Here is a 24,265-nt window from a genome sequence, read left to right as displayed (position 1 = left end):
CCAGCGGCGAAGTTGCTTCGAGCGACGCAGGCCTTTCTTCGCGCTCGCCCCAGTCCTACCGGACATATCCCCCACGAGAGGCAAATTGTCCTGGAGGCCCGTCCTGGAAATCGTTCGCTCTATACGCTGAACATCTCCCTTACCAAGGGAGTGCCCCGCCTGGCGCTCGGCTCTGCCTACTTCGACGCCGAGATTGCGCAGCCGCCGCTCGCGGTCTTGACCTTCCATCGCGCCAGGCCGGCCTGGCAACTGCGCAACGCGGTCTCTTCCGCGGCCTTCTGGGAAGGCGCGTTGAGCTTGGTGCCGCAGATGATGTAAAGGTCGACAACGCGCGAATAAAAGGTCGTGGCGTAGGCCGAATGGCCGCTCGCGGCGATGTAGGCCTTGTAGGCGACGTTGCATTGGCTCTTCGGATCCGAGCCCAGGGTCGGCGCGAAATGCACCTCGCCCTTGCTGCCTGCCAGCGACCCCGCCGGACTTGAGACTGTTGCCGCGAATATTAGAGGAATGGAAAGTGTCGAAGCGCCCACGATCCGGCAATATTTCAGTCGCATTTCCGCCCTGTCCCCGTTGCACTGGCAAGTGCAAGCAGTAGCGGATATTTTGCTTCTCCGCCAGATCGGCGGCGTGAATTGAAGTCTGCTTTTTCTGCGAAATTTGTTGGGCCATAAAGTTCAAATTCCTCCAATGGCAGCAACGGCACCTCGGTATAGTTCCACAATTTGACGGCTGAAACGACAACGGGCACGGACGCCGATCGCGTCCCACGCCTTGCTCGTCATCACATCCGGAACACGCCGAAGCGTGTCTCCTCTATCTCGGCGTTGAGTGCCGCGGAGAGGCTGAGCGCCAGCACCTCGCGTGTCCTGGCCGGATCGATGATGCCGTCGTCCCAAAGGCGGGCGGATGAGTAGAGCGGATGGCCCTCATGTTCGTATTTCATCAGGATCGGCTTCTTGAATTTCGCCTCTTCTTCGGCGCTCCATTCCCCGCCCTTGCGCTCGATGCCTTCGCGCTTGACCATGGCCAGCACCGTTGCCGCCTGTTCGCCGCCCATCACCGAGATGCGGGCATTTGGCCACATCCACAGGAAGCGCGGCGAGTAGGCGCGGCCGCACATGCCGTAATTGCCGGCCCCGAACGAACCGCCGATGATGACGGTCACCTTAGGCACCTTGGCGGTCGCCACCGCCATCACCAGCTTGGCGCCGTCCTTGGCGATGCCGCCCGCCTCGTATTTTCGGCCGACCATGAAGCCGGTGATGTTTTGCAGGAAAACCAGCGGAATCTTGCGCTGACAGCACAGTTCGATGAAGTGTGCGCCCTTCAGCGCGCTCTCGGAAAACAGTACGCCATTGTTGGCGATGATGCCGACCGGCATGCCGTGGAGATGGGCGAAGCCGGTGATCAGCGTCGTGCCGTAATTCTGCTTGAACTCATCGAATTCGGAGCCGTCGACGATGCGCGCGATCACCTCGCGCACATCATAGGGCTGGCGCAGATCGGTCGGCACGATGCCGTAGAGTTCATCCGCGGGATGAAGCGGCGGAATCGATTTGTGTAAGTTCAGGCTTACAGCCTTGTTCCGATTCAGGTTCTTGATGATGCGCCGGCAAATGGCGAGCGCGTGTTCGTCGTCCAACGCATAATGATCGGCGACACCGGAAAGCCTGGTGTGCACGTCAGCGCCGCCCAGATCCTCGGCGCTGACATCCTCGCCGGTGGCCGCCTTCACCAGCGGCGGTCCGCCGAGGAAGATGGTCGCCTGGTTGCGCACCATGATCGTCTCGTCCGACATCGCCGGCACGTACGCGCCGCCAGCCGTGCAGGAGCCCATGACGCAGGCGATCTGCGGGATGCCGGCGGCCGACATGTTGGCCTGGTTGTAGAAGATACGGCCGAAATGCTCGCGGTCGGGAAAGACCTCGTCCTGGTTGGGCAGGTTGGCGCCGCCGCTGTCGACCAGATAGACGCACGGCAAATTGTTCTGCAGCGCGATCTCCTGTGCGCGCAGATGCTTCTTCACCGTCAACGGATAATATGTGCCGCCCTTCACCGTGGCGTCGTTGACGACGACCATCACCTCGGTGCCCTCGACGCGGCCGATGCCGGCGATCAGGCCGGCCGACGAGATCTCCTCGCCATACATGGACCACGCCGCGAACTGGCCGATCTCGAGGAAGGGCGAACCGGTGTCCAGCAATTGCGCCAGGCGTTCGCGCGGCAACAGCTTGCCACGGCCGACATGACGCTCGCGAGCCTCGTCCGAGCCGCCGCGCTCGACGATTGCCGCCTTCTCCGCGATGTCGGCGACCAGAGCCCGCATGCGCTCGGCATTGGCGCGGAAGCTTTCGGAGGAGGGGGAGATCTGGGTCTGCAGGACGGCCATGCTACACCCCCTCCGCCATGATTTCGCGGCCGATCAGCCAGCGGCGGATTTCGCTGGTGCCGGCGCCGATCTCGTAGAGCTTGGCGTCACGCAACAGCCGGCCGGTCGGATAGTCGTTGATATAGCCATTGCCGCCAAGCAACTGGATGGCGTCGAGCGCCATCTGCGTCGCTTTCTCGGCGGCAAACAGCACGCAGCCGGCGGCGTCCTTGCGGCTGGTCTGGCTGCGGTCGCAGGCGGCGGCGACGGCATAGACATAGGCGCGCGCTGCGTTCATGGCCGTATACATGTCGGCAAGCTTGCCTTGCACCAGCTGGAATTCCCCGATCGGCTGGCCGAACTGCTTGCGCTCGTGAACATAGGGGATCGCCACGTCGAGGCACGCCGCCATCAGGCCGATCGGCCCGCCGGCAAGCACGGTGCGCTCATAGTCGAGACCCGACATCAACACCTCGACGCCGCGTCCTTCGTCGTGCAGCACATTGTCGAACGGCACCTCGACATTTTCGAATACCAACTCCCCGGTGTTGGACCCCCGCATGCCGAGTTTGTCGAGTTTCTGCGCCACCGAAAACCCCGGCATCGCCTTCTCGACGATGAAGGCGGTGATGCCGCGTGACTTCCGCTCCGGGTCCGTCTTGGCGTAGACGACCAGCGTCTCGGCGTCCGGACCGTTGGTGATCCACATCTTGGTGCCGTTGAGCACATAGCGGTCATTGCGCTTGTCGGCGCGCAGCTTGAGCGACACCACGTCGGAGCCGGCTCCAGGCTCCGACATGGCGAGCGCCCCGACATGCTCGCCCGAACACAGCGGCGGCAGGTATTTTTCCTTTTGCGCCGGCGTTGCCCAGCGGTTGATCTGGTTCACGCAAAGATTGGAGTGGGCGCCATAGGAGAGGCCGACCGACGCCGAGGCCCGCGAAATCTCTTCGACCGCGATGACATGGGCGAGATAGCCCATGCCGCTGCCGCCGAAATCGGGATCGGCGGTAATGCCGAGCAGGCCGAGTGCGCCGAGTTCACCCCATAGATGCGCTGGGAATTCGTTCTCGCGATCGATATCAGCGGCTATCGGCGCGATCCTGTCCTGGGCAAAGCGCCGCACCATGTCGCGCAACGCCTCGACATCCTCGTCATGCCCGAAGCTGAGCGTGTTCGTGTACATGCCGTTCCTCCTGCCGCATGACCCCGAAAATCGACTTCGATCTTCGGGAAGGCTCATGGGCGAAATTCCAGTGCTACAGCGTCCTTTGCGCGTCCGCCGGGACGCGCGGCGCTGTAGTATTGACATCGATCTTCGCGCCGACGAGGCGCATTGTCATCGAAAGATATGTCGTCGTGACCTCAGCGATCGACAGCCGCTCGCCTGGCCGGAACCAGACGATGACGCCGGTCATCATCTGGATCAGCGCCATGGCCGTCAGGCCGGTGTCCTCGATGCTGAAAATGCCCGCCTCGGCGCCATCGCGCAGGATCGATCGCAGTTCTTTTTCGTAGGCCGTGCGCATGCGCAGGATCTGTGTCAGCCTGTCGGGAGACAGGCTGCGCAATTCCATGTTCGACACATGCGTGGCGTGGCGTCGCTCGATATGAAAGGCGATGTGATTGCGCACATAGGCGGCAAGCTGCCCCGATGGATCCGCGCCGGGTGCCCTCAAGCGCTCCCAGGCTTCGCGAAGTCCTTGCATATGCTCGCGCATCAGCGTGAACAGCAGCTCCTCCTTGGTCGGGAAATAGCGGTAGAGCGCGGCCGCCTGCACGCCGACCTCGGCGGCCAACTGGCGCATCGACATCGCCTCATAGCCGTAGCGCGCGATCAGGCCGACGGCGGCTTCGCGGATTGCCGCTTCGGTTCGCTCGCCGTCTGATCCCGCGGTGCGTGCCATCATCGCCTCGTTGATGACAATACAATAAAACGAACGTTCAATTAATTCAAGAGTGAGTTTCGCCTAGGCAATGATCCTGAAATCTCCAGGCGTGGTCCAGGTCTCCAGTTCCTCCACGTCAAGCCGCGAGACGGAAGCGCCTGGCGGGCCATGGCGAAGTCGCTCGATAATGGCGGCAACCGCCGCGTCGGCGCCGGCAAGCCATGCCGTCACCGAGCCATCCCTCTCGTTGCGCACCCAGCCCACCAGCCCGAGCCCGGTCGCTTCGCTTCGCGCCCACAGCCTGTAGCCGACACCTTGCACCTTGCCGTACACGCGCGCCTGCACTGCTCTCGTCCGGTCATCCATGGCTCGCTCCCTTGCATGGAGTCTGGCGCAGGATCGAACGAAGGCAACTGCTTGAAGGGATGACTGCGAACAAATGATGGGTCGCATTGGGTTTCGGCGGTGTATGACTTGGCCTATTAAATAGTTGACTAGGTCAAGTTTTCTGCAAAAAGTCTAGCGTGAACCCTTTTGGGAAGGCGCCTGACATGCCAGTTGATCGGAAAGCGTTGATCAATGACATCCGCCGTTTCAACCGGCTCTATACCGGCCTGATCGGACTGCTGGACGAAACCTTCCTGCATAGCGCCTACACGCTGACCGAGGCACGTGTGCTGTTCGAATTGGGTCGGCGACCCGGCCACATCGCCCCCGTCGCTGGCGGCAAGACAGGCTTTCTGGCGCGGGCGCTTCAACTCGATCTCGCACCAGCGGCATCCGAAATCGCTCGCGCGCTCCAGCTGGATGCTGGCTATGTCACCAGAATCCTTCGCAAATTCTCTGCCGCCGGTCTGACGGAAACGCGTTCAGGCCCTGACGTCATGCGTCGGCGCATTCTCTCACTCACGCAACGCGGCCTGGCGGCATTGACCAGCCTTCAGGCCGCGGCGGATCGCGATCTTGCTCGCTTGACCGCGGCCTTGGGCGACCAGGAGGCCGTCGAGTTGTCGGACATGCTCGCGCGCCTCAGCTCACTGCTCGATACGGCGGTGGCTTCCGATCGTCTGGAAATGCCTTAGTTTCCGCGCGCCGCTGCCAGTGCACCAGGCAATTCCTCGGCGAAGATATCCAGTTCGTGGTCGAGACCGACGCTGACGCGGATGCAGCGGTCGAGCCCTGGCGCCATCGGCTTGCGGATGAAGACGTCGCGCGACAACAGCCCCTGCAGCACTTTCTGAGCGAAAGCGGCGTCATGGCCGCAGTCGATGGTGACGAAATTGGTCGCCGAGGCGAGCGGCTTCAGCCCGTTCCGTTCGGCGATCGCGGCGATGCGCCGCCGTCCGGCGGCGACGCGCGCCACCACCGTCTCGAGATAGGCCTGGTCGGCGAGCGCCTCGACACCGGCGATCTGTGCCATGCGGCTGACACCGTAGTGGTTGCGGATCTTCTCGAAGTCGCTGATGACTTGCGTCTCAGCCAACGCATAGCCGCAGCGTATGCCGGCAAGCCCGTAGGCCTTGGAAAAGGTGCGCATGCGGATGACGTTCGGCCGCGAGACATCGATGGGCGGCAGGGCCGAGGCCGGCCCCAACTCGCCATAGGCCTCGTCGAGCACCAGCATCGTGGTTTCCGGCAAGGCCTCGATGAAGCGGATGATTTCATCCGCCTCCCACCAACTCCCCATGGGATTGTCCGGGTTGGACAGATAGACCAGCGGCGCCTTTTCCCTGACGACCGCAGCCAGCAGGCCGCCCAGGCTTTCGCGATCGTTCTCGTAAGGGACGGTCACCACCCGGCCGCCGACACCGGCAATGTGGAAGTTGAAGGTCGGATAGGCGCCGAGCGAGGTGACCACCGCATCGCCGGGCGCCACATACATGCGCGCCACCAAGCTGAGCAGCCCGTCAATGCCTTCGCCGACAACGACGTTCTCGACCGCCACATTGTGATGCGCGGCGGCGGCAACCTTCAGGTCGTAATTGTCTGGGTCGCAATACTTCCACTGGTCGCGCGCGACGCTCTGCATGCGCGCGATGACGCGCGGCGAGGGGCCAAAGCTGCTCTCATTGGCGCCGATGCGGGCACGGAAAGCGCGCCCGCGCTCACGCTCCTGCGCCTCTGGGCCGACAAACGGCACGGTCGACGGAAGTGCTGCGATGATTGGCGAGAGGGCGGGGCGCTGTGGCATGGTGGAAGCTCGTGTTTGTAGGGGCTTCTTGCTAACGTGCCCGGCTACGCCGTGCAACCGTCAGGCAACCGGCAACCGCAACGCTGGATTCCTTCGCCTCTTTTTGCTAGCGAGGCGCAATGAACAATCGTCTGCCGCCCGCCTGGTCCAAGCATTTCAAGGTCCAATCAAGGCCGAAAACGACACAGCCAAAAGCGATGCCATTGCCACGAGTTCGGGCCGATGACGTTTTGCTGAGACAGGCTCTCGAATTTCAGCAAGCCAAGCGATTCCCGGAGGCCGAGGAACTATGCCATCGCGTTTTGGCGCACACGCCAAACCACGCGCTTTCCCTCTACATTCTTGGAACGTTGGGGCTTGAGTTCGATGACGAATACAATGACGAGTTGGCGGTCAAGTATTTCGCTAGAGCTGCCACGCAGGAGCCGAGCAATCCATACTATCAACTCAGTCTCGGCGAAAGTTTGTTGAAGGTTGGCGACCACCCTCTGGCTATCAATCATTTGCAACTTGCCTGTGAATTGAAGCCAGATTTGGTTCAGGCTCTTTGCGGGCTGGGTCGCGCCTATGTGGCATCCGGTAGGGCCGAAATGGCTCTGACGCCTTACCAGAGAGCGCTCAAAATCGATAGTAATCATCCTCTGGTTCTAACAGGCCTGGCTGGCGCGCTTATCAGCCTTGGTCGTATGAATGAAGCTAGAGGCTATCTGAAGGAAGCAATTGGACGTCGCCTGAATATTGGCTTGGCCTACAATGATCTGGTGCACACCAGAAAATTCACCGAGCAGCCGGCCGAACTGGCATCCATTATGAACGAACTTGTTAATCCGGAGCTTGTTCCAGAAGTTGCAAAAAGGCTTCATCATGCCGCTGGCAAAGTGCTCGATGACCTTCAGCGCTACGAAGAAGCTATGGATCAGTTCCAAAAAGCGAAAATAGCTGCCGGATACGATTTTGATTTGAATTCCTATCGCCACTGGATAGATACCCTGATCGACATATTCAGCCCAGAAACGATGGCAACGAAAGCCGGTTACGGCAACTTCACTGAAATACCTGTGTTTGTCCTCGGCATGCCACGATCCGGAACTACTTTGACTGAGCAGATCTGCTCAAGTCATCCGGATGTGTATGGCGCTGGGGAGCAAACCAAATTAAGACGCATCGCGAATCCAATGGGTTTCCGAACGCGGTCAGCTGAGGCTTTGCGTAATACTATAGTCTCGATGACCGCTGACCAGTCTAAGGCGCTGGCTCGGGAATACCTATCAGATATCACGAGGCAGGGGCCCACGGCGGTTCGTATCATCGACAAAATGCCTCACAATTTCGAGTTGATTGGGCTCATCAAAATTCTTTTCCCTAGGGCCAAGATCATCCATTGCACTCGAGATGCTATCGACAATTGCATCTCGTGCTTCGGTTCAAATTTCAACAAGGGGCACGGCTACATCGCTAATCTTCGGACGCTGGGGCTGTATTATCGCGAGTATGATCGTTTGATGCGGCATTGGCAGGTCGTTTTCCCGGGAACCATTCTCGAAAACAGCTACGAGTTACTTATTGCGGATCAGGAAGCCCAGTCGCGCCGTCTGATTGACGATCTTGGGCTGCCTTGGGATGACGCCTGCCTGCGCTTTTTCGACCGGGACGGTTCCGTCAACACGCCCAGCCGTTGGCAGGTGCGTCAACCGATTTACAAATCTTCCGTCAAGCGCTGGAAGAATTATGAATGCGAGATTCAGCCGCTGATTGAAGCGCTGGGCGACCTGGCGGACACCTGATCATCACGGCAGCTTGCGAGTCGGAATTAAAAGTTGCGGCACAAGCCAGTTCTGTTTCCGAGGAGCAACCGTGCTCGACGTAAGAGCCTGCCGCCAACGTATACGCCTTCAGTTTGGAAGCCGCCGATGTGGTCAGATGCTCTGGATTCGATTGGCTTTTTTTGCTAGCTGGGAATGATGAGCAATCGATTGCCGCCGGCCTGGTCCAAACACCTGAAAGTCCCATCCGAACCAAAGGTCCCCCAACCAAAAATAGCTCTACCGACAGCGACGCCGCTATCTCGTCCCCGGGACGATGATGTGCTGCTCCGGCAGGCGATCGAACTTCATCAGGCGAATCGGTTGTTGGAAGCGGAATCGCTATGTCAGCGCGTGTTGGCCCGCAATCCGCGACATGCCCTTGCCTTGTACTTGCTTGGAACCTTTGCGCTCGGCGTGGACGACGAGATGGCGATTCGATGTTTTGAGCGAGCGGTAAAAGAGGCACCTCAAAATCCGCAATATCACCTGATGTCGGGTGAAGCCTATTTGAAGCTCGGCGAGCATCCGGATGCAATCAGGCATTTTGCGGCTGCATGCGAATTGAAAGCCGACTGGGTCGAGGCGCTTTGCGCGCTAGGCCGCGCCTACACCGAATCCGGCAAGGCCGACAACGCGGTGCCGCTTTATGAGAAAGCGCTCAAGATCGACGGCGGCCGTTCCGCTATCCGAATAGGGCTGGCCAACGCGCTTGTAAGCCTCGGCCGGATGGATGAGGGGGCAAACTACATGAATGAGGCGATCGCCCGTCGCCAGGATGTCGCCGCTGCCTACAACGGCCTGGTCAGCATACGAAAATTCAAGGAAGAGCCGGCGGAGCTAAAATCCATTCTGGCCGAACTGAAAAATCCGGCGCTTGATAACAAAAGCATACAACAGCTCCACTATGCGGCCGGGAAGGTGCTCAACGATATCAGGCGCTATGACGAGGCGATGGGCCATTTTCAGCAGGCAAAGCGCTCGACCCGCGGCTTTGACCTGGAGGCTTATCGCAACAGCGTCGATTTCCTGATCGAACTGTTCAGCCCCGGGATGCTGGCCGCCAAGGCAGGACATGGGAGCTCTTCGGAAGTGCCTGTCTTCGTGCTTGGCATGCCGCGTTCGGGCACCACTTTGACCGAGCAAATCTGTGCGAGCCACCCGGATGCTTATGGCGCTGGCGAGTTGACAAAACTCCGGCGCATCACAAACGGTCTCGCGCCCAAAACGCGCTCGCCGGAAGAATTGCGAAGCTCCATCCTGACCATGACGGTGGATCAGTCGAAGGCTTTGGCTGAAGACTATCTTGCCCATATCCGGCAACGATCCCCCAACGCCCAGCGTATCGTCGACAAATTGCCGCATAATTTCGAACTTATCGGCCTTATAAGGGTGCTGTTTCCCAACGCACGCATCATTCATTGCCGTCGCGATGCTATCGACAATTGCCTCTCGTGCTATTTCCTGAGTTTCAATGAGGACAATAGTTATACCGCCGATCTCCAGACACTCGGACTGTATTATCGCGAACACGACCGGCTTATGCGTCACTGGGACAGGGTCTTTCCAGGGCAGATCCTTGAGAACCGCTATGAGGACATGGTCTCCGACCAGGGAGCGCAATCGCGTCGCTTGATCGACCATCTGGGTCTGCCCTGGGACGATGCCTGTCTGCGGTTCTTTGACAAGCCAGGTTCGGTGAACACGTTCAGCCGCTGGCAGGTTCGACAACCGATCTACACCTCCTCGGTCAATCGCTGGAAGGCTTATGGAGGTTCAATCCAGCCGCTGATCGATGCCCTGGGTGATCTGGCCGGCGGCTGAGTCAGCGCCAGCGGTTCGGCGTTTCGCGGAAACGTTCTATCTATTTGTTCCAATGCAATCCCTAAGGGAAAGCGCTACTCACCTGCTGGGAAAACCGCTGCGCAGAGGCCCGTGGCGAAGCTGCATTTTGCCGCTACCACGAAAAAACCCGGCGGTTGCCCGCCGGGTTTTCGATTTCGCCAAGGCGAATTGATTAGAAGTCGCGCTGGAAGCGGAGGAGACCGCCGACATTGTCCTTCTTGGTCGCCAGAACCCAGACGGAGTCATTGTCGATGGCGCCCTGACCGACGCGCTGCCAGTCGACTTCGGCCGTAACCGTAAGGCCGGGAACGACGGTGTAGGCGACGTTCGCCGCTACACCGATGTCCTTCCAGTCGTCATACGAAGCCTGGAGGTTGAACGAGGTCTTCTCGTTGAACTTGTAGGTGCCACCGCCCCACACCGCCCAGTTGCCGCCCCACTGCTTGTAGAAGCCGCGACCGAGCGCGTCGATGTTGTTGCTCGAATCGTTGAGGTTGTTGTCGGAACCATATCCGACCATGGCAAACAGCGACAATTCGTTGGAGACGTTGACGTCCAGGCGAACCTTCCCGGCAACTTCTTCGTAGTTGCTGTCATAGGCGACAACGCCGGTGATCGCACCCCAGCCCTGCGTCCACTTCACGCCGCCGACGACATGCGGAACGTAGCTATCGATCGAATCGAAGCCGGAGCCCTCTTCGAGCGAGACCACGGCCGAGAAGCCGTTGCCGGCATCGAAATAGTACTGAACGACGTTGGTCTGGAAAGCGCCGTAAGGGACGATCGTGTCGTTGATGACGTTGCCGGCATAGCCGATGAACGTATCGAAGGCTGATTCGTCAGCGCCTACGCGCAGGCCACCGAGCTGGATCCAGGCGAATTCCAAGGCACTGCTCTTGTTCCCTGCCCGCCAGCCATTTGGTCCATTCTGGGAGATGGTGCGGCCGTCATCATAGTCGCCGTAATTGTTGCCGAAGTTGATGCGGTATTCGGTGTAGGTCTTCAACGTGCCGAGTTCGGTTTCCTGGCCGGTCCAGGTCTTCAGCGTGAAGCGGGTGTTCTTCCAATAGGTCGAGTCGGTGTCGCCGGCGTTCATGTGGTCCGGAACGTGATTGACGCCATCGAACGAGCCGGCATCGCCCACGCCGATGTCCTCGCGGACATAGCCGCCGATGCGCAGGCAGGTTTCGGTGCCGGGGATGTAGAAGTAGCCAGCGCCGTAGACGTCGCAGATCTTGACGTATTCCGCGGGCTCCGGCTCGGCGACGACGACGGCGTCGGCGGCGCGCGCACCGGAAACTGCGATCAGGGCCGCAGCGGAGCCGAGAAGAAGGCTCTTGATGTTCATTTTCTGACCTCCAGTCAGAATCGCGAGCGAAGGCCGACGAAAAGCTGCCACGAGAGCCGTTTTCCCTTTTATTTCAGTTAGATGATATGGTGGCGGTCAGCGAGGCGCGGTCTGCAAGAAACGCTTGGTCGCGAAAGCCTTGCCCGATCCGGTCTTGAAATATCTCTCGAGTTGGCGAGCGTTGGCCTCGGTTCGACCGCGATTTAGCTCTTCAAGGCTACGGGCAGGTAGGCCTTTGTCGATGGAACATTACCCAATCGGTGCGATTCGGCGCGGCGTCGAAGGTCGTTTGTCGATCCGACATAGATATCGCCGTTACGGAGCTCCAGGAAATAGACGTACCACATGGTCCCCCTACGCTACTTCGTAGCTTCGGTCGACACTCCTACGCCCAAATGCGGTTCCGGGTGGCCTGCCACCCGAAGCCCGCAGGGCGTAGGGTGGCGGAGAGGATGGGATTCGAACCCACGAGAAGCTTTTGACCTCTACTCCCTTAGCAGGGGAGCGCCTTCGACCACTCGGCCACCTCTCCGTTGAGGCGCTGGATAAAGAAAAGCGCCGGCACAATCAACAAGCCCGCGTCATTAATATGGAAAATAACGCCGCGCCGGCGCCGCGGATTTCCGCGATGCGGCGGTTATGCGGCAAATCCCCGGCCGGTGACTCGCGGCCTCGCCATGATTCCGTGGGCCGAATGCGGGATTCGGCCGGAAATAGCCGGTCGCGGCGGGCCTGATGGTTAACGAGAGCTTTCTGAGTGAGGCCAAATCGTGTCATTTGTGCAACAACGCTGGGGGATAGCAGCCGAACAGCCCTTTCGCTGGTACGATCGTTGTTGAACGCCGCCGGCTCATGGGTAATGTCGGTCTCGAGGAAGCGGCGCGGTGCGCATCTTTTTCGGTAGTGGGGATGGGGCAGGGAACGCTGTCCTTCAGCAAAGAATACCCAGACCCGTTTTTTAACTTTTGACTGGAGGTCAGAAAATGAACATCAAGAGCCTTCTTCTCGGCTCCGCTGCGGCCCTGATCGCAGTTTCCGGTGCGCGCGCCGCCGACGCCGTCGTCGTCGCCGAGCCGGAGCCCGCGGAATACGTCAAGATCTGCGACGTCTATGGCGCTGGCTACTTCTACATCCCCGGCACCGAAACCTGCCTGCGCATCGGCGGCTATGTCCGTTACGATATCGGCGCTGGCGATCTGGAATCGTTTGATGGGGCGAAGACTGTCGACAAGCAGGACGGCAGCGTCAACGACACGTGGCAGAAGAACGCCCGCTTCACGCTGAAGACCTGGACCGGCCAGGAAACCGAACTCGGCACCTTGAAGACCTACACCGAAACCCGCTTCAACTTCGGTAATCAGGGCGGCTTCGGCCACACCTACTATGTGGATGGCACCGCTGTTGACGGCGATCCAAACAATTTCGCCTACAACAAGCCTGTTTCGCTGAACTTCGCTTGGATCCAGCTCGGTGGTCTCCGCGTCGGTAAAGACGAATCGGCCTTCGATACGTTCATCGGCTATGCCGGCAACGTCATCCAGGACACGCTCGTTCCTTACGGCTCGTTCGACACCAACGTCGTTCAGTACTATTTCGATGCTGGCAATGGCTTCTCGGCCGTGGTCTCGTTGGAAGAAGGCACTGGCGGATACACCATCGATAGCTATGTCCCGCACGTCGTCGGTGGCGTGAAGTGGACGCAGGGCTGGGGCGCCATCACCGGTGTTGCGGCTTATGACAGCAACTTCGGCGAGTTCGCCGGCAAGGTTCGCTTGGACGTCAATGCGACCAACGAACTGTCGCTGTTCGTCATGGGTGGCTACGGCTCCGAGGACTTCAACGTTGGTGGTTTCCAGCCGAATCCTTCTGGCCACAATTTCTTCAAGCTCTGGGATGGCAATTGGGCGATCTGGGGCGGCGGCTCGTATAAGTTCAACGAGAAGGCCTCCTTCAACGCCCAGGTTTCTTATGACGAAGGCAAGAAGCTCGGCATCGCAGCGAACATCGCTTATGATGTGGTGCCAGGCTTCACGGTCACGGCCGAAGTTGACTATGTCAACGCAGCTGCCAGCGACTATCATGCGAAGTCCGACGGCATCGGCGGTATCCTCCGCTTCCAGCGCTCCTTCTAAGGGCTGGTTCCTTACAAGTGAAATCCAGCCCGGGCGCACAAACGCCCGGGCTGTTTTTGTTTCGTGGCTGAGTCAACGCAAACGAAGGAAGAGGGGGAATCGGTAGCTGAACAGATCCGCAGGGTTGGTCTCGTGGGATCCGCGGTGGGCGGGTGAGATCACAACTGTGTGATTTAATCTCTTGAAAGGACGCTCCCAAGCGGATAGGGCTGATCCCATCCACTCGGGGGAGTGACGGATAATGACCAACGAAGCGATTCAAGAGGGATACTCCTCTGATCAGTTTTCGACGTTTTCTTCTCAGAATTCGAAGATCAACTACACGTACAACAAGATAAGAGAAGTAAAGTCATACCGGGTCGGAGAGCTTTTTTCAGCTTATCGAGACATACTGTGGGATGATGGGCGGCATAAATATAATGTGAGCTCCTTCATCGGCGAGATAGACGAGATCCTCCTTGGGGAGCGTTTCAGCGCCTTTGACCAGAGTACCCTGGACAACCTTATCGGCACCTTGCGCCAGCGCGGCAACAGCAACGCAACCATCAATCGAAAGATGGCTGCCCTCAGCAAACTGCTGCGCAAGGCTTACAAGATGGGAGATGTTCACAGCCTGCCCGAGTTTCGCCGCCAGAAGGAGCGGGCGGGACGGATTCGTTTCCTCGAGAGGGACGAAGAGGCCAGGCTGTTTGCCGCCATCAAGAGCCGCAGCGAGGATGCTTACCGACTTTCCGTCTTCCTGGTCGACACCGGATGCCGTCTTGGCGAAGCGCTCGGGCTGATCTGGAACGACATCCAGGAACACCGTGTCTCCTTCTGGATCACCAAGTCCGGCCGCAGCCGCACCATTCCGATGACCGAGCGGGTCAAGGAGGTCATCAAGCTGCCTCCGGCCGAGGGGCGCCGACCCAAGGGCCCGTTCACCAAGCTCAGCCAGGCGCAGTTTCGCGCGATCTGGAACGATGCGAAGGCGGAAGTCGGTCTTGGCGCCGACGACCAGGTCGTGCCGCACATCCTGCGCCACACCTGCGCTTCGCGCCTTGTCCAGGGCGGCATCGACATCCGCCGGGTGCAGATGTGGCTCGGCCATCAGACCCTGTCGATGACCATGCGCTACGCGCATCTGGCCACCAATGATCTCGATGGTTGCGTTGTCGTGCTGGAGAAGCCTCGGTGCGAGCAATCGGCAAGCGACACCGAAACCTCTGTATTTTCCTCTCCCGTGACAACGCCTTCACCCGGCAAGGCTGAGCGGAAACAGGGCGATGCGCGGAAGATTTCGCCGAAAGCGCCTCGGAAGAGCTCAAAATCCAAGTAGCTGCCGAGATGGACTATACTATAGTGACTGCCCCAAGGCTCCGCTTGGTCTTGGGGTTATTTCCCGATGTTCCGCGCCTCTGCTTGATCCAGAAAGCGAGCGATGTCGTTGGGCAGGCTGCCGGTCTCCAGGAAGGGTGCGTGGCCCTGACCTGGAACGGTGATTGCCTCGGCGTCGGGATGACGCCTTCGTATCTCCGCCAGCGTTTCGGGCGACAATAGCCTCGAATTGGCGCCGCGTATGACGAGTAGGGGAATTGCCGCCCACGCGTCGAACTGCTGCCAAAGAGCCGGCAAGGGCTGTGACAGGTCGAGATTGGCAACCGTATCGACCAGCTTCGGATCGAAATCGGGCAACAGCCCCTGATTCGTTTCCCGATAGAGCGCGCGCACCATTCGCTCCCAATCCGCATCAGTGAGCGCTGAAAAATCCTGACCATGAACCTTACGCTGGGCGTCCACCGCCTCGGTGAGGGTTTTCGGCTTCGGCGCGCGTTCGAGATAGGCCTGGATGTGGGCGAGGCCGGCGGGTTCGATCACCGGCCCGATATCGTTGAGCACGATGGCTTTCAGTGCCGCCGGTTGCATCGCGCCAAGCACATGGATGATCAGCCCGCCGCGCGAAGTGCCGGTGAAGGCCGCCTGCTCGATGCCGAGGGCCGCCAGCCCGGCAAGGATGTCGCCGGCCTCGACGCCGACGTTATAATGGCTGAAATCGGGATCGTAGGCTGACTGTCCGCGTCCGCGATAGTCGAAAGCAATGACCTTGCGGGGAAGGGCGGATCGCGTCGAGAGATAGAGCGCCAGTTCGTGAAAATCCCGCGCGTTGCGCGTCAAGCCAGGCAGGCAGACGACCGGCCAGTGCGCGGAATTGCCTTCGCCGTAGACACGCGCGTGAAGCCTCAGCCCATCTGGCGCGGCGTAGAAGAAGTCGGAGAAATCTGGATTGCTCGTCATGGAACGGACGCCTTGGCCGCGGGATCGTCCACGACTGCTATAGACGCGGCGCCGGAGGGTCAAACGGGAAAGGCTTCTCCTTGGGTCCGCGAGGGAAAGCAGGAGCCTCAGCCGCGTCCCTTCACGAGATCGCCGACGATGTCGTACCTGCCGGAAATACGCATCTTGTAGACCTCGTAATTCTCCATTACGCGCTGAACGTAACTTCTTGTTTCCGTGTAGGGAATCCGCTCGATCCAGTCCACCACCGCATCGATGTCCTTGCCGCGCGGGTCACCATATTTCGCCACCCACTGGCTGGCGCGGGTAGGGCCGGCATTGTAGCCCGCGAACGTCAGCACATAGGAGCCGTTGAAGCGATCGAGCTGTTCGCCGAGGAACGCCGAACCAAGCGTTGCGTTGTAGCCGGCGTCGGTGGTCAACCTGGCCTGCGAAAACTGCAATCCGGCCTTCTTGGCCAATTGCTTCGCGGTCCCAGGCATCAGCTGCAGCAGCCCGCGCGCGCCGGCGCTGGATACGGCGCCGATATTGAATTCGCTTTCCTGACGGGCGATCGCATAGGCCAGCGCCTTGCCCGAACCGGAAATATTGGCCGAATCGGGGATGACGCCAAGCGGATGCGACAGCGCGCCGACATCGATGCCGCGCGCCCCGGCGATCTTGCCGATTTTCAGCGCCATGAAATGGTTGTCCTGCTTTTCCGCAAGGATTGCGAGCAGGGCCAATTCGCCCGGGCTGGTCAACTGCCCGGCAAGGTCGCGATAGAGCGTTTCGGCATAGCGGTCGTAGCCTGCCTCCTGCAGGCGCTTGATGGCGCTGACGGCTTCGCGGGCCGCAAAGTTCTGCCGGTCGGCGGCACTCGGCTGGGGATAGACGATGTTGAGCGCCTGCCGGCCGACGCGTTCGGCCGCCAACTGGCCGTAAAACGTCGTGCCATAGGTCGCCGCGCGTCCAAAATAATCCTTGGCGTTGCCGGGGCCGCCGACTTCCGCCGCGCGGCCGAGCCAGTAATAGGCACGCGACAGCGTCATCGGCCCCTGCGCAAGGTCGGCGATGCGCGCGAAATGCGTCGCCGCGAGCTTGGGATCGTTCAGGCCGCGCAGCGCATACCAGCCGGCATGGAATTCGGCTTCCGCCGCATTGGCCGCGCTTTCGGCGGCATGCATGGCGACTATTCCGTATGCGGTTTTCATGTCGCCCTGGTCGACCAGCTCGCGCGACAGAACCCGGCGTTCGACCCACCAGGCATCCGGATCGACCAGGGATTCTCGGTCCGACGGCGCCTTCATGACAACCGCCGCGGCGCCCGCGAAATCCGCCTGCTTGCGCAGATATTCGGCCTGCGCGAAGAAATAGCCGGCAGAACGCTGCGCCACCGGCACCGCCTTCAGCAGTTTGGCCGCATTCTTGTCGCCTCTGTCGGCCGCGGCCCAGGCGTCGGCAAGCGACTGGGCGCCTGCGAGGCCGGCGACACGCAAGGCGGAATTCACCCGGTCGGCATAGAACATGCGCTCCATGCGAAAACGGTGATCGGCCGCGGGAACAAGACTGCCGAATTCCTTGATCAGAGCCGTCTCGTCCTTGGCTTCCAGGAGCGCGGTCCGCCAGAACGGCACCAGCACGGACCGCGCCGCCTTGGCGTCGCCCTGCGCTACATAGGCGCGGGAAAGCACCATCACGCCTTCGAATGTCTGCGGTTGGCTGCCGTCGAAGGCCTTGACGACGATGTCCGCCGCCGGGTTCTCGCGATAGAGCGCTCGCTCGCTGTTCTTGCGCAACGCGACGGTGCCTGGCCAGTTGGGCAGCATCTTCGCGGCCGCCGCGATATCCCCGCTCGGAACCTTGTCTCCGCCGTAAAGGGCGATCGCCCAGGCCAATATGTGCTGGTCGAGCGATTGTGCGGGCAAAGCGTCACGCACACCGCGCGCGCCAGCAATATCGCCGGCCGCCAGTGCATCCAGTCCGCTTTTCAGGAGCGCGACACCGGGCGAGGGGGCCTGTTGTTGCACCTTGTCCTGTACACCAGGCACCGGGATGGCCGAGGTGACCCGCACATCGACGCTGCCGCTGATCGCCACGCCGGGCATCAGCGCGGCGATGGCGCCAAGAAGCGCGAACAAATGGGGCCGACCGGTCGGCATGGTCTGCGTGTCTTTCCTTAATCCAGCATTTTACCAGCAGGCGAAGCAGCCTCGAAGCCTAAACTTAGGTCGTGAAGGGCTCGTAAACAAAGGGTTATCGAGGCCGTTCGAATTACGCTTGCTGGCACCATGGCAATGCTTGCCGCGCAACAATGTCGAGACTATGGTGCGCGGCTTCGCTTTCGGTTAGAAGGCGCACACGACAAAACACCGATGCATGTCGCCCAAAAGTGGATACCGGTTTTGGGGTAACGACATGCATAACCAACAAAGTCCATGTCGCCCAAAAGTGGATACCGGTTTTGGGGTAACGACATGCATAACCAACAACGACATGCATAACCAACAAAGTCCATGTCGCCCAAAAGTGGATGCCGGTTTTGGGCAACGACATGCGTGAACCAAGAAGTCCCAGGGAGTTGGACGACATGCTGAGAGGCTCGCTTACCGCGCTCGTGACACCGTTCGAAAAGAGCGGGCGTTTCGACGAGAAAGCCTTTCGCGCGTTCGTCGAATGGCAGCTGGGCGAAGGCACGACGGGTCTGGTTCCCGTGGGCACGACCGGCGAGTCGCCGACGCTCTCGCATGACGAGCATCGCCATGTCGTTCAGGTCTGTGTCGAGGTGGCCAAGGGCCGCGCACCGGTCGTTGCCGGCGCCGGCTCCAACAACACCGAGGAGGCTGTTGGCCTCGTGCAATATGCCGAGAAGGCTGGCGCCGATGCCGCCCTGGTCGTTACGCCCTATTACAACAGGCCGACACAGCGCGGCCTCTACGAGCATTTCGCCGCCGTCGCCAGGGCGACCAAACTGCCGATCATCATCTACAACATCCCGCCGCGCTCGGTGATCGACATGACACCGGAGACGATGGGCCGGCTGGTGCACGACTTCAAGAACATCGTCGGCGTCAAGGACGCGACCGGCAAGGTCGAGCGTGTGTCCGAGCAGCGCATGACCTGCGGCAAGGATTTCATCCAGCTTTCGGGCGAGGACGCCTCCGCGCTCGGCTTCAACGCGCATGGCGGCGTCGGCTGCATCTCGGTGACATCGAACGTCGCGCCGCGGCTCTGCGCCGAGTTCCAGGAAGCAACGTTGTCCGGCGACAGCGCCAAGGCGCTCGACCTGCAGGACCGTCTCTTGCCACTGCACAAGGCGATCTTCCTGGAGCCGGGCGTCTCCGGCGCCAAATACGCGCTGTCGAAGCTCGGCAAGGTCGAGAACGTTCTGCGCTCGCCGCTGGTGACCGTCGAGCCGGCGACGGCCGAGAAGATCGATGCGGCCATGAAACACGCCGGCTTGATTAATTAAGGATGAGGCGCCACCTCTCCACATCATGAATCAAGTCAGAAAAGCCGATCCCAACAACAAAACCGTTGCGGAGAACCGCAAGGCGCGGTTTTCCTATGAGGTGCTCGACACGATCGAGACCGGCTTGGTGCTGACAGGCACCGAGGTCAAATCGCTGCGCCAGGGCCAGGCCAACATCCAGGACAGCTATGCCTCGGTCGAAGGCGGCGAGATCTGGCTGATCAACTCCTATCTGCCGGAATATCTGCAGGCCAATCGGTTCAATCACGAGCCGAGGCGGCGGCGCAAACTGTTGCTCAACAAGCGCGAGATGGCAAAACTGTCGCAAAGCGTCGACCGCGAAGGCATGACGCTTGTGCCGCTAAAAATCTATTTCAACGACCAGGGGCGCGCCAAGCTCTTGCTTGCCGTTGGCCGCGGCAAGAAACTGCACGACAAGCGCGAGACCGAGAAGCAGCGCGACTGGTCGCGCGAAAAGGGCCGGCTGCTGAAGGAACGTGGGTGACCAGCTAACGGCCTGAAGAAAGCCAAGGGTTCCGGCTTAAAGGTCGACCAATCTGCGTCCAACAGGGGATCGTCTTGAAGAAGCGGATTGTTCTCTGGGGCTTGGCGAGCCTTGCTCTGGCAAGTGTCGTTGTGGTCGGGGCATTGGTCTATTTTCGCACCTACTCTCCTGACCGCGACAAATATCCGGTCAGGGGCATCGACGTTTCCCATCATCAGGGCCAGATCGACTGGCGGCGCGTTGCCGCCGATGATGTGGCCTTCGCCGTCATCAAGGCGACCGAGGGCGGCGACCATGTCGACGATGCCTTCGCCGGCAATCTGCGCGAGGCCCGCGCCGCCGGGCTCGCCGTCGGCGCCTATCATTTCTTCACCTTCTGCCGTCCGGGTGCCGACCAGGCCAGGAATTTCATCTCGGTGGTGCCGCACGATCAGCCCTTGCTGCCGCCCGTGGTCGATATCGAGTTCGGCGGCAACTGCCCGCAACGCCCGTCACCCGAGCAACTGAATGCCGAACTCCAGGCTTTCCTCGGGCCTGTCGAGGCTGCGTTCGGCAAGCCGGCGATCGTCTATCTGACCGACGAAGCCGAGGCTGCCTATGCCGGGCAAATCGCCGCTCGGCCACTTTGGCTCCGCTCATTGCTCATGGAGCCGGACCGCCATGACTGGATCTACTGGCAGTACCACAACAAGGGGCGCGTCGACGGCATTGAGGGGGACGTCGACCTGAACGTCTTGCAGGGCGGGCAGGAGAAATTGCCGGCGCTGCTGGCCCCCACGCCTTGATGGACATATAAAATCTGGTGCCGGTCCGGTTTCTTCCAAAGCCTTCGCCACCTCTGGACACCATTCACGATCCAGCCGATGTCGGGGCAGCCAGATTTTCCCTGGCGCCGCGTCGACCCATCGCCGAATAACCCATCCCGGCGGCCATGATGGCGATGGCCACGCATTGGATCGCCAGCGGCGTCTCGCCAAGCACGACCGTGCCGACCATCACGGTGGCGATCGGCACACCCGGCAGGAACAGCGATGCCGCCTGCGAGCCCAATTGGTCGACAATGTAAGTGTAGAGGAACATTGCGGCAGCGCCCGCGAGCAGACCTTGAATGACGATCTGGCTGACGATCTCGGCACCCGCGGCGGCATGGAGGCCGCTTGGCGCGAAGACATAGAGAAGTGGTAGCGGCAGGCAGGACAAAAGCACGACGCTCGCGGTCGCCGTGACCGGATCGACACGCCATCGCTGCACAAGGACGGCATAGGCGGAAAACATCGCGCCCGATCCGATGAACAGCACGTCCCCGAACAGGACATCACCGGCGCCGGCGCGCGCCGGCGCTATGAACAGCAACAAGCCGGCGATGATTGTGGCCACGCCAATGATCCGCCGGCGCGATGCGCTTTCCCTCAGCAGCGACAACAGGAACGAGAAAAAGACGATCGAGGCAGGGCAAAGTGCTGCGGCATGGGCGGCGGGCGCATGGGTCAGGCCCCAGTTGATGATCAGCGGATAGGGCAATCCGGCCAGCACCGCCAAGGTCAATCCACGCCGCCAGCCCAGCGCCGTCATGGTCGCCAGGCCACGCCTCCAGACGATCGGCAGGAACACCGCGCCGGCACCGGCAAAGCGCAGGCCGGTCATGTCGGTGGCCGTCAGATGCTCTCTGAGGCTGAAGCGGGCAGCCACGAACTGCGCGGCATAGATGGCAATCATGGTGAGCCCGGCGATCACCGCCAGCCTTGTGTTCCCCGCGCCTCGTACGTCCGCCATGTCAGTTCCGCCGCCACATTCATGCCGCCGGGACGAGACATCCCGACATTGCGATGAAGCGGAGCCTATTGTCGAAATGGCCGCGACAAAATACGCTGTTTTTCACAACTTGAAGTGTAATTCACGCAAATGAGGTGGCTTGAACGTGAATCCTGAATCAGGCGACCTCGACGCCGTCGACCGCGGTCTTCTGCGGCTGCTGCAGGAAGATGGACGCCGCACCACGCTTGACTTGGCCGCGCGCGTCGGCCTGTCGCCGACCGGCGCCAGCCAGCGCGTGAAGCGCCTGTTTCGCGACGGGTTCATCATTGCTGTCAGGGCGATTCTCAATCCGGCAAAGATTGGCCGCGGCATGCTTGTCTTCATCGAGGTGCGGCTCGATCACACGGCCCCGCATATCTTTGACCGCTTCGCCGAGGCTGTCGCAAAAGCGCCCGAGGTTCTGGAATGCCACATGGTCGTCGGTGGCTTCGACTATCTGGTGAAGGCGCGCATTGCCGAGATGGCCGACTATCAGGACTTTCTCAAACGCGTCATCCTGCCGCTGCCGGGGGTGAAGGAGACACATACCTATGCCTCGATCGGCGACGTGAAGCCGGACGCCCTGCTGCCGGTGTGACTAGCTGCCGGAGACCGTACGAGACGTCCCGCACCTCAGGTCTCCAGGAATGCCGCGATGTCGCTGAAGACCTTGACGAACATGGCTTCCGTCAAGACACCGGTGTTGGTGTTGTAGCGCGAGCAATGATAGCTCGAAAACAGCGTAATGCCTCCGGCTGGCAATTGCCCGCCATGTTTGAACGGATAGGCGGCGACGCGTTCGCCCAATGCGCGCACGGTCGACTGGTGCGCGATCGATCCCAGCGCCAGCACGGCGCGCAAATTGGGAAAGCGAGCGATCGTCGGCACCAAAAATGTCCGGCAGGTGGTGATCTCGGCGCCCACCGGCTTGTTCTCCGGCGGTACGCAGCGCACCGCGTTGGTGATTGCCGTGCCGACGAGTTCCAACCCGTCATCGGGCCGTGCCTTGAACTCGCCGCGTGCAAAACCGTGCGCGATCAGCGTCGAATAGAGCAGGTCGCCGGCATAGTCACCGGTGAACGGGCGGCCGGTGCGGTTGGCGCCGCGCAAACCAGGGGCCAGACCGACGATCAGAAGCCGGACGGTGTCTTCGCCGCCCGTTGGCAGGAAGGTCGGCACTGGCGCATTGAACCAGGACGGTTCACGCTGCCGCCATTCGGCGATGAAGCCATGCAGTCGCGGGCAGAGCGGGCAGTCGCGGCCGGGTTCGGAAGCGGAGAGGGCGGTCAAGTCGACCGGCCTCAGTAGTCGTCCTCGTCGACCTCGGCCGGTTCGGGCCGCCTTACTGGCCGCTCGGAGGGATCGCGGCCGACTTCGTTCTTCAGCGTCGCCAGGTCGATGAAATGGTCGGCCTGGCGGCGCAGATCATCCGAGATCATCGGCGGCTGCGAGGCCATGGTCGAGACGATCGACACCTTGCGGCCACGCCGCTGCAGCGCCTCGACCAGCGTGCGGAAATCGCCGTCTCCGGAGAATATGACATAGTGGTCGACGACGTCGGCGAGTTCCAGCGCATCGACGGTGAGCTCGATGTCCATGTTGCCCTTGATCTTGCGGCGGCCCGTCGAGTCGGTGAATTCCTTGGCCGGCTTGGTCACCACCTTGAAGCCGTTATAGTCGAGCCAGTCGATCAGCGGCCGGATCGAGGAATACTCCTGGTCCTCCACCAGCGCGGTGTAATAATAGGCGCGCAGCAGATAACCACGCTTATGGAAGCTCGCCAAAAGCTTGCGATAGTCGATGTCGAACCCGAGCGCGCGCGAGGTGGCGTAGAGATTGGCGCCGTCGATGAACAGGGCGATTTTTTCACGAGGGTCGAACATGGAAATAGTCCTTTTCGAAATAAGCGCCGTCTAAACGAAATGCGGTAGCGACTATTGGTCGGGCTCATAATAAACCGGCCGGCCTTGGACCAACCGAAATAACGCCAGTTTGGTGGCAATCCAAGGGCGTCCGGCACACTGCAAGCAATTGTGATCGTGGCGCCGAACCGTGGACGCGGCCGGCTTTGCCAAATCCGGAGTTTGGTGGAGAGCCGGAGATTGGTGGAGAGCCGGAGTTTGGTGGAGAGATTGAGTGCCGATGGGCCTGCATTGCCATGATGCTTGTATTTTGGCGCCGTTCGGGTTATGGACCGCGCCTGTTTTCCGACACATCCAGGCATGAAAGGGGCAATCCATGGCCCGCGTAACCGTTGAAGATTGCATCGACAAGGTCGACAACCGCTTCGAACTGGTGCTTCTGGCCGGCCACCGCGCCCGTCAGATCAGCCAGGGCGCGCAGATCACCGTCCCGCGCGACAACGACAAGAACCCGGTCATTGCGCTGCGCGAGATTGCCGACGAGACTTTGTCGCCCGACGATCTCAAGGAAGATCTGATCCATTCGCTGCAGAAGCATGTCGAGGTCGACGAGCCCGAAGCTGATGGCGAAGTGATCGCCGACCAGACTGGCGGTGCCGTTGCCGCGGCCGACACCGACGACGCCGAGGACAACGTCACCTTCGATCGCATGACCGAGGAAGACCTGCTGGCCGGCATCGAGGGTCTGGTGCCGCCGGAAAAGAGCGACGACTACTAAGCAAGCGCTCTGGACCTGCCTGGAAT

Annotated in this window: 23 protein-coding genes and 1 tRNA gene; 10 read left to right on the top strand and 14 right to left on the bottom strand. The window is 60.7% G+C overall.

Annotated elements, in window-relative coordinates:
- Positions 1–176: 176 nt before the first annotated feature.
- From LB569_RS19645 to LB569_RS19625, 5 genes are all read right to left on the bottom strand, one after another.
- The gene (locus LB569_RS19645; RefSeq protein ID WP_224693746.1) at positions 177–554 is read right to left on the bottom strand and encodes a hypothetical protein; all 378 of its coding nucleotides are present in this window, start codon (positions 552–554) and stop codon (positions 177–179) included.
- A gap of 227 nt (positions 555–781) precedes the next feature.
- Positions 782–2,389, bottom strand: a complete 1,608-nt coding sequence (locus tag LB569_RS19640; protein WP_224693745.1) for a carboxyl transferase domain-containing protein — start codon at positions 2,387–2,389, stop codon at positions 782–784.
- A 1-nt stretch (position 2,390) separates the two neighbouring features.
- Complete coding sequence (locus LB569_RS19635) at positions 2,391–3,554, bottom strand: isovaleryl-CoA dehydrogenase (protein ID WP_224693744.1); 1,164 nt, start codon at positions 3,552–3,554, stop codon at positions 2,391–2,393.
- 73 nt (positions 3,555–3,627) lie between these two features.
- The gene (locus LB569_RS19630; RefSeq protein ID WP_224693816.1) at positions 3,628–4,275 is read right to left on the bottom strand and encodes a TetR/AcrR family transcriptional regulator; all 648 of its coding nucleotides are present in this window, start codon (positions 4,273–4,275) and stop codon (positions 3,628–3,630) included.
- Positions 4,276–4,338: 63 nt separating this feature from the next.
- Positions 4,339–4,623 carry an acylphosphatase gene (locus LB569_RS19625; RefSeq protein WP_224693743.1) on the bottom strand — a complete coding sequence of 95 codons (285 nt, stop codon included), beginning with the start codon at positions 4,621–4,623 and terminating at the stop codon, positions 4,339–4,341.
- Between the two features lie 206 nt (positions 4,624–4,829).
- Between LB569_RS19625 and LB569_RS19620 the strand changes: the two genes are divergently transcribed.
- Positions 4,830–5,339, top strand: a complete 510-nt coding sequence (locus LB569_RS19620) for a MarR family winged helix-turn-helix transcriptional regulator (RefSeq protein ID WP_224693742.1) — start codon at positions 4,830–4,832, stop codon at positions 5,337–5,339.
- Here LB569_RS19620 and LB569_RS19615 read toward each other — a convergent pair.
- Positions 5,336–6,448 carry a pyridoxal phosphate-dependent aminotransferase gene (locus tag LB569_RS19615; protein ID WP_224693741.1) on the bottom strand — a complete coding sequence of 371 codons (1,113 nt, stop codon included), beginning with the start codon at positions 6,446–6,448 and terminating at the stop codon, positions 5,336–5,338. The two genes, LB569_RS19620 and LB569_RS19615, sit on opposite strands and share 4 nt — an antisense overlap.
- Positions 6,449–6,567: 119 nt before the next feature.
- Here LB569_RS19615 and LB569_RS19610 point away from each other — a divergent pair, with 119 nt between their 5' ends.
- Positions 6,568–8,232, top strand: a complete 1,665-nt coding sequence (locus LB569_RS19610) for a tetratricopeptide repeat-containing sulfotransferase family protein (RefSeq protein WP_224693740.1) — start codon at positions 6,568–6,570, stop codon at positions 8,230–8,232.
- Between the two features lie 177 nt (positions 8,233–8,409).
- Entirely contained in the window at positions 8,410–10,074 is a 1,665-nt protein-coding gene (locus tag LB569_RS19605; RefSeq protein ID WP_224693815.1) for a tetratricopeptide repeat-containing sulfotransferase family protein, read from the top strand.
- A 193-nt stretch (positions 10,075–10,267) separates the two neighbouring features.
- On the opposite strand, the gene LB569_RS19600 is transcribed toward LB569_RS19605, so the two are convergent.
- The 3 genes from LB569_RS19600 to LB569_RS19590 all read right to left on the bottom strand — a co-directional run bounded on the left by LB569_RS19600 (position 10,268) and on the right by LB569_RS19590 (position 11,975).
- Positions 10,268–11,443 carry a porin gene (locus LB569_RS19600; RefSeq protein ID WP_224540658.1) on the bottom strand — a complete coding sequence of 392 codons (1,176 nt, stop codon included), beginning with the start codon at positions 11,441–11,443 and terminating at the stop codon, positions 10,268–10,270.
- 203 nt (positions 11,444–11,646) lie between these two features.
- Positions 11,647–11,790, bottom strand: coding sequence for a GIY-YIG nuclease family protein (locus tag LB569_RS19595; protein ID WP_224693739.1), 144 nt, complete (start codon positions 11,788–11,790; stop codon positions 11,647–11,649).
- A gap of 94 nt (positions 11,791–11,884) precedes the next feature.
- Positions 11,885–11,975 (bottom strand) — tRNA-Ser (locus tag LB569_RS19590).
- Positions 11,976–12,426: 451 nt separating this feature from the next.
- Between LB569_RS19590 and LB569_RS19585 the strand changes: the two genes are divergently transcribed.
- Both LB569_RS19585 and LB569_RS19580 read left to right on the top strand, forming a co-directional pair.
- Entirely contained in the window at positions 12,427–13,575 is a 1,149-nt protein-coding gene (locus LB569_RS19585) for a porin (RefSeq protein ID WP_224693738.1), read from the top strand.
- A 241-nt stretch (positions 13,576–13,816) separates the two neighbouring features.
- Complete coding sequence (locus tag LB569_RS19580; RefSeq protein ID WP_224693737.1) at positions 13,817–14,893, top strand: tyrosine-type recombinase/integrase; 1,077 nt, start codon at positions 13,817–13,819, stop codon at positions 14,891–14,893.
- 56 nt (positions 14,894–14,949) lie between these two features.
- On the opposite strand, the gene LB569_RS19575 is transcribed toward LB569_RS19580, so the two are convergent.
- Together LB569_RS19575 and LB569_RS19570 are read right to left on the bottom strand one after the other, a co-directional pair.
- Entirely contained in the window at positions 14,950–15,849 is a 900-nt protein-coding gene (locus tag LB569_RS19575; protein WP_224693736.1) for an alpha/beta fold hydrolase, read from the bottom strand.
- Positions 15,850–15,956: 107 nt separating this feature from the next.
- Positions 15,957–17,990, bottom strand: coding sequence for a lytic transglycosylase domain-containing protein (locus tag LB569_RS19570; RefSeq protein WP_224693735.1), 2,034 nt, complete (start codon positions 17,988–17,990; stop codon positions 15,957–15,959).
- 428 nt (positions 17,991–18,418) lie between these two features.
- On the opposite strand from LB569_RS19570, the gene dapA reads away from it, so the two are divergent.
- The 3 genes from dapA to LB569_RS19555 all read left to right on the top strand — a co-directional run bounded on the left by dapA (position 18,419) and on the right by LB569_RS19555 (position 20,590).
- Complete coding sequence (gene dapA, locus LB569_RS19565) at positions 18,419–19,300, top strand: 4-hydroxy-tetrahydrodipicolinate synthase (RefSeq protein WP_140710674.1); 882 nt, start codon at positions 18,419–18,421, stop codon at positions 19,298–19,300.
- A gap of 25 nt (positions 19,301–19,325) precedes the next feature.
- Entirely contained in the window at positions 19,326–19,805 is a 480-nt protein-coding gene (gene smpB, locus LB569_RS19560; RefSeq protein WP_027144197.1) for an SsrA-binding protein SmpB, read from the top strand.
- A 74-nt stretch (positions 19,806–19,879) separates the two neighbouring features.
- Positions 19,880–20,590 (top strand): GH25 family lysozyme, encoded by a 711-nt coding sequence (locus tag LB569_RS19555; protein ID WP_224693734.1) that lies wholly within the window; start codon positions 19,880–19,882, stop codon positions 20,588–20,590.
- A 64-nt stretch (positions 20,591–20,654) separates the two neighbouring features.
- Here the strand turns inward: LB569_RS19555 and LB569_RS19550 are convergent, their stop codons facing one another.
- A complete protein-coding gene (locus tag LB569_RS19550) occupies positions 20,655–21,578 on the bottom strand; it encodes a DMT family transporter (RefSeq protein WP_224693733.1) in 924 nt (307 codons plus the stop codon).
- A 145-nt stretch (positions 21,579–21,723) separates the two neighbouring features.
- Here LB569_RS19550 and LB569_RS19545 point away from each other — a divergent pair, with 145 nt between their 5' ends.
- Positions 21,724–22,197: an Lrp/AsnC family transcriptional regulator gene (locus LB569_RS19545; RefSeq protein WP_140710633.1), complete on the top strand. Its 474-nt coding sequence runs from the start codon at positions 21,724–21,726 to the stop codon at positions 22,195–22,197.
- 35 nt (positions 22,198–22,232) lie between these two features.
- On the opposite strand, the gene LB569_RS19540 is transcribed toward LB569_RS19545, so the two are convergent.
- Positions 22,233–22,889 carry a uracil-DNA glycosylase gene (locus LB569_RS19540; RefSeq protein ID WP_140710635.1) on the bottom strand — a complete coding sequence of 219 codons (657 nt, stop codon included), beginning with the start codon at positions 22,887–22,889 and terminating at the stop codon, positions 22,233–22,235.
- 11 nt (positions 22,890–22,900) lie between these two features.
- A complete protein-coding gene (locus LB569_RS19535; RefSeq protein WP_027144193.1) occupies positions 22,901–23,482 on the bottom strand; it encodes an NYN domain-containing protein in 582 nt (193 codons plus the stop codon).
- 355 nt (positions 23,483–23,837) lie between these two features.
- Between LB569_RS19535 and rpoZ the strand changes: the two genes are divergently transcribed.
- Entirely contained in the window at positions 23,838–24,239 is a 402-nt protein-coding gene (gene rpoZ / locus LB569_RS19530; RefSeq protein WP_127276203.1) for a DNA-directed RNA polymerase subunit omega, read from the top strand.
- Positions 24,240–24,265: the final 26 nt, after the last annotated feature.

The organism is Mesorhizobium sp. BH1-1-4 (assembly GCF_020165665.1).
Taxonomy (GTDB): Bacteria; Pseudomonadota; Alphaproteobacteria; order Rhizobiales; family Rhizobiaceae; genus Mesorhizobium.
The sequence above is the reverse complement of the archived record's forward strand: the minus strand, read 5'-3'. Positions and strand labels throughout refer to the sequence as shown.

Bases quoted from the DNA above. Each gene is read 5' to 3' on its own strand.
- LB569_RS19640 (WP_224693745.1), bottom strand. From the start codon at position 2,389: ATGGCCGTCCTGCAGACCCAGATCTCCCCCTCCTCCGAAAGCTTCCGC.
- LB569_RS19600 (WP_224540658.1), bottom strand. From the start codon at position 11,443: ATGAACATCAAGAGCCTTCTTCTCGGCTCCGCTGCGGCCCTGATCGCA.
- LB569_RS19610 (WP_224693740.1), top strand. From the start codon at position 6,568: ATGAACAATCGTCTGCCGCCCGCCTGGTCCAAGCATTTCAAGGTCCAA.
- LB569_RS19630 (WP_224693816.1), bottom strand. From the start codon at position 4,275: ATGGCACGCACCGCGGGATCAGACGGCGAGCGAACCGAAGCGGCAATC.
- LB569_RS19625 (WP_224693743.1), bottom strand. From the start codon at position 4,623: ATGGATGACCGGACGAGAGCAGTGCAGGCGCGCGTGTACGGCAAGGTG.
- LB569_RS19580 (WP_224693737.1), top strand. From the start codon at position 13,817: ATGACCAACGAAGCGATTCAAGAGGGATACTCCTCTGATCAGTTTTCG.
- LB569_RS19550 (WP_224693733.1), bottom strand. From the start codon at position 21,578: ATGGCGGACGTACGAGGCGCGGGGAACACAAGGCTGGCGGTGATCGCC.
- LB569_RS19535 (WP_027144193.1), bottom strand. From the start codon at position 23,482: ATGTTCGACCCTCGTGAAAAAATCGCCCTGTTCATCGACGGCGCCAAT.
- rpoZ (WP_127276203.1), top strand. From the start codon at position 23,838: ATGGCCCGCGTAACCGTTGAAGATTGCATCGACAAGGTCGACAACCGC.
- LB569_RS19605 (WP_224693815.1), top strand. From the start codon at position 8,410: ATGAGCAATCGATTGCCGCCGGCCTGGTCCAAACACCTGAAAGTCCCA.
- smpB (WP_027144197.1), top strand. From the start codon at position 19,326: ATGAATCAAGTCAGAAAAGCCGATCCCAACAACAAAACCGTTGCGGAG.
- LB569_RS19595 (WP_224693739.1), bottom strand. From the start codon at position 11,790: ATGTGGTACGTCTATTTCCTGGAGCTCCGTAACGGCGATATCTATGTC.
- LB569_RS19585 (WP_224693738.1), top strand. From the start codon at position 12,427: ATGAACATCAAGAGCCTTCTTCTCGGCTCCGCTGCGGCCCTGATCGCA.
- LB569_RS19615 (WP_224693741.1), bottom strand. From the start codon at position 6,448: ATGCCACAGCGCCCCGCCCTCTCGCCAATCATCGCAGCACTTCCGTCG.
- dapA (WP_140710674.1), top strand. From the start codon at position 18,419: ATGCTGAGAGGCTCGCTTACCGCGCTCGTGACACCGTTCGAAAAGAGC.
- LB569_RS19645 (WP_224693746.1), bottom strand. From the start codon at position 554: ATGCGACTGAAATATTGCCGGATCGTGGGCGCTTCGACACTTTCCATT.
- LB569_RS19570 (WP_224693735.1), bottom strand. From the start codon at position 17,990: ATGCCGACCGGTCGGCCCCATTTGTTCGCGCTTCTTGGCGCCATCGCC.
- LB569_RS19635 (WP_224693744.1), bottom strand. From the start codon at position 3,554: ATGTACACGAACACGCTCAGCTTCGGGCATGACGAGGATGTCGAGGCG.
- LB569_RS19575 (WP_224693736.1), bottom strand. From the start codon at position 15,849: ATGACGAGCAATCCAGATTTCTCCGACTTCTTCTACGCCGCGCCAGAT.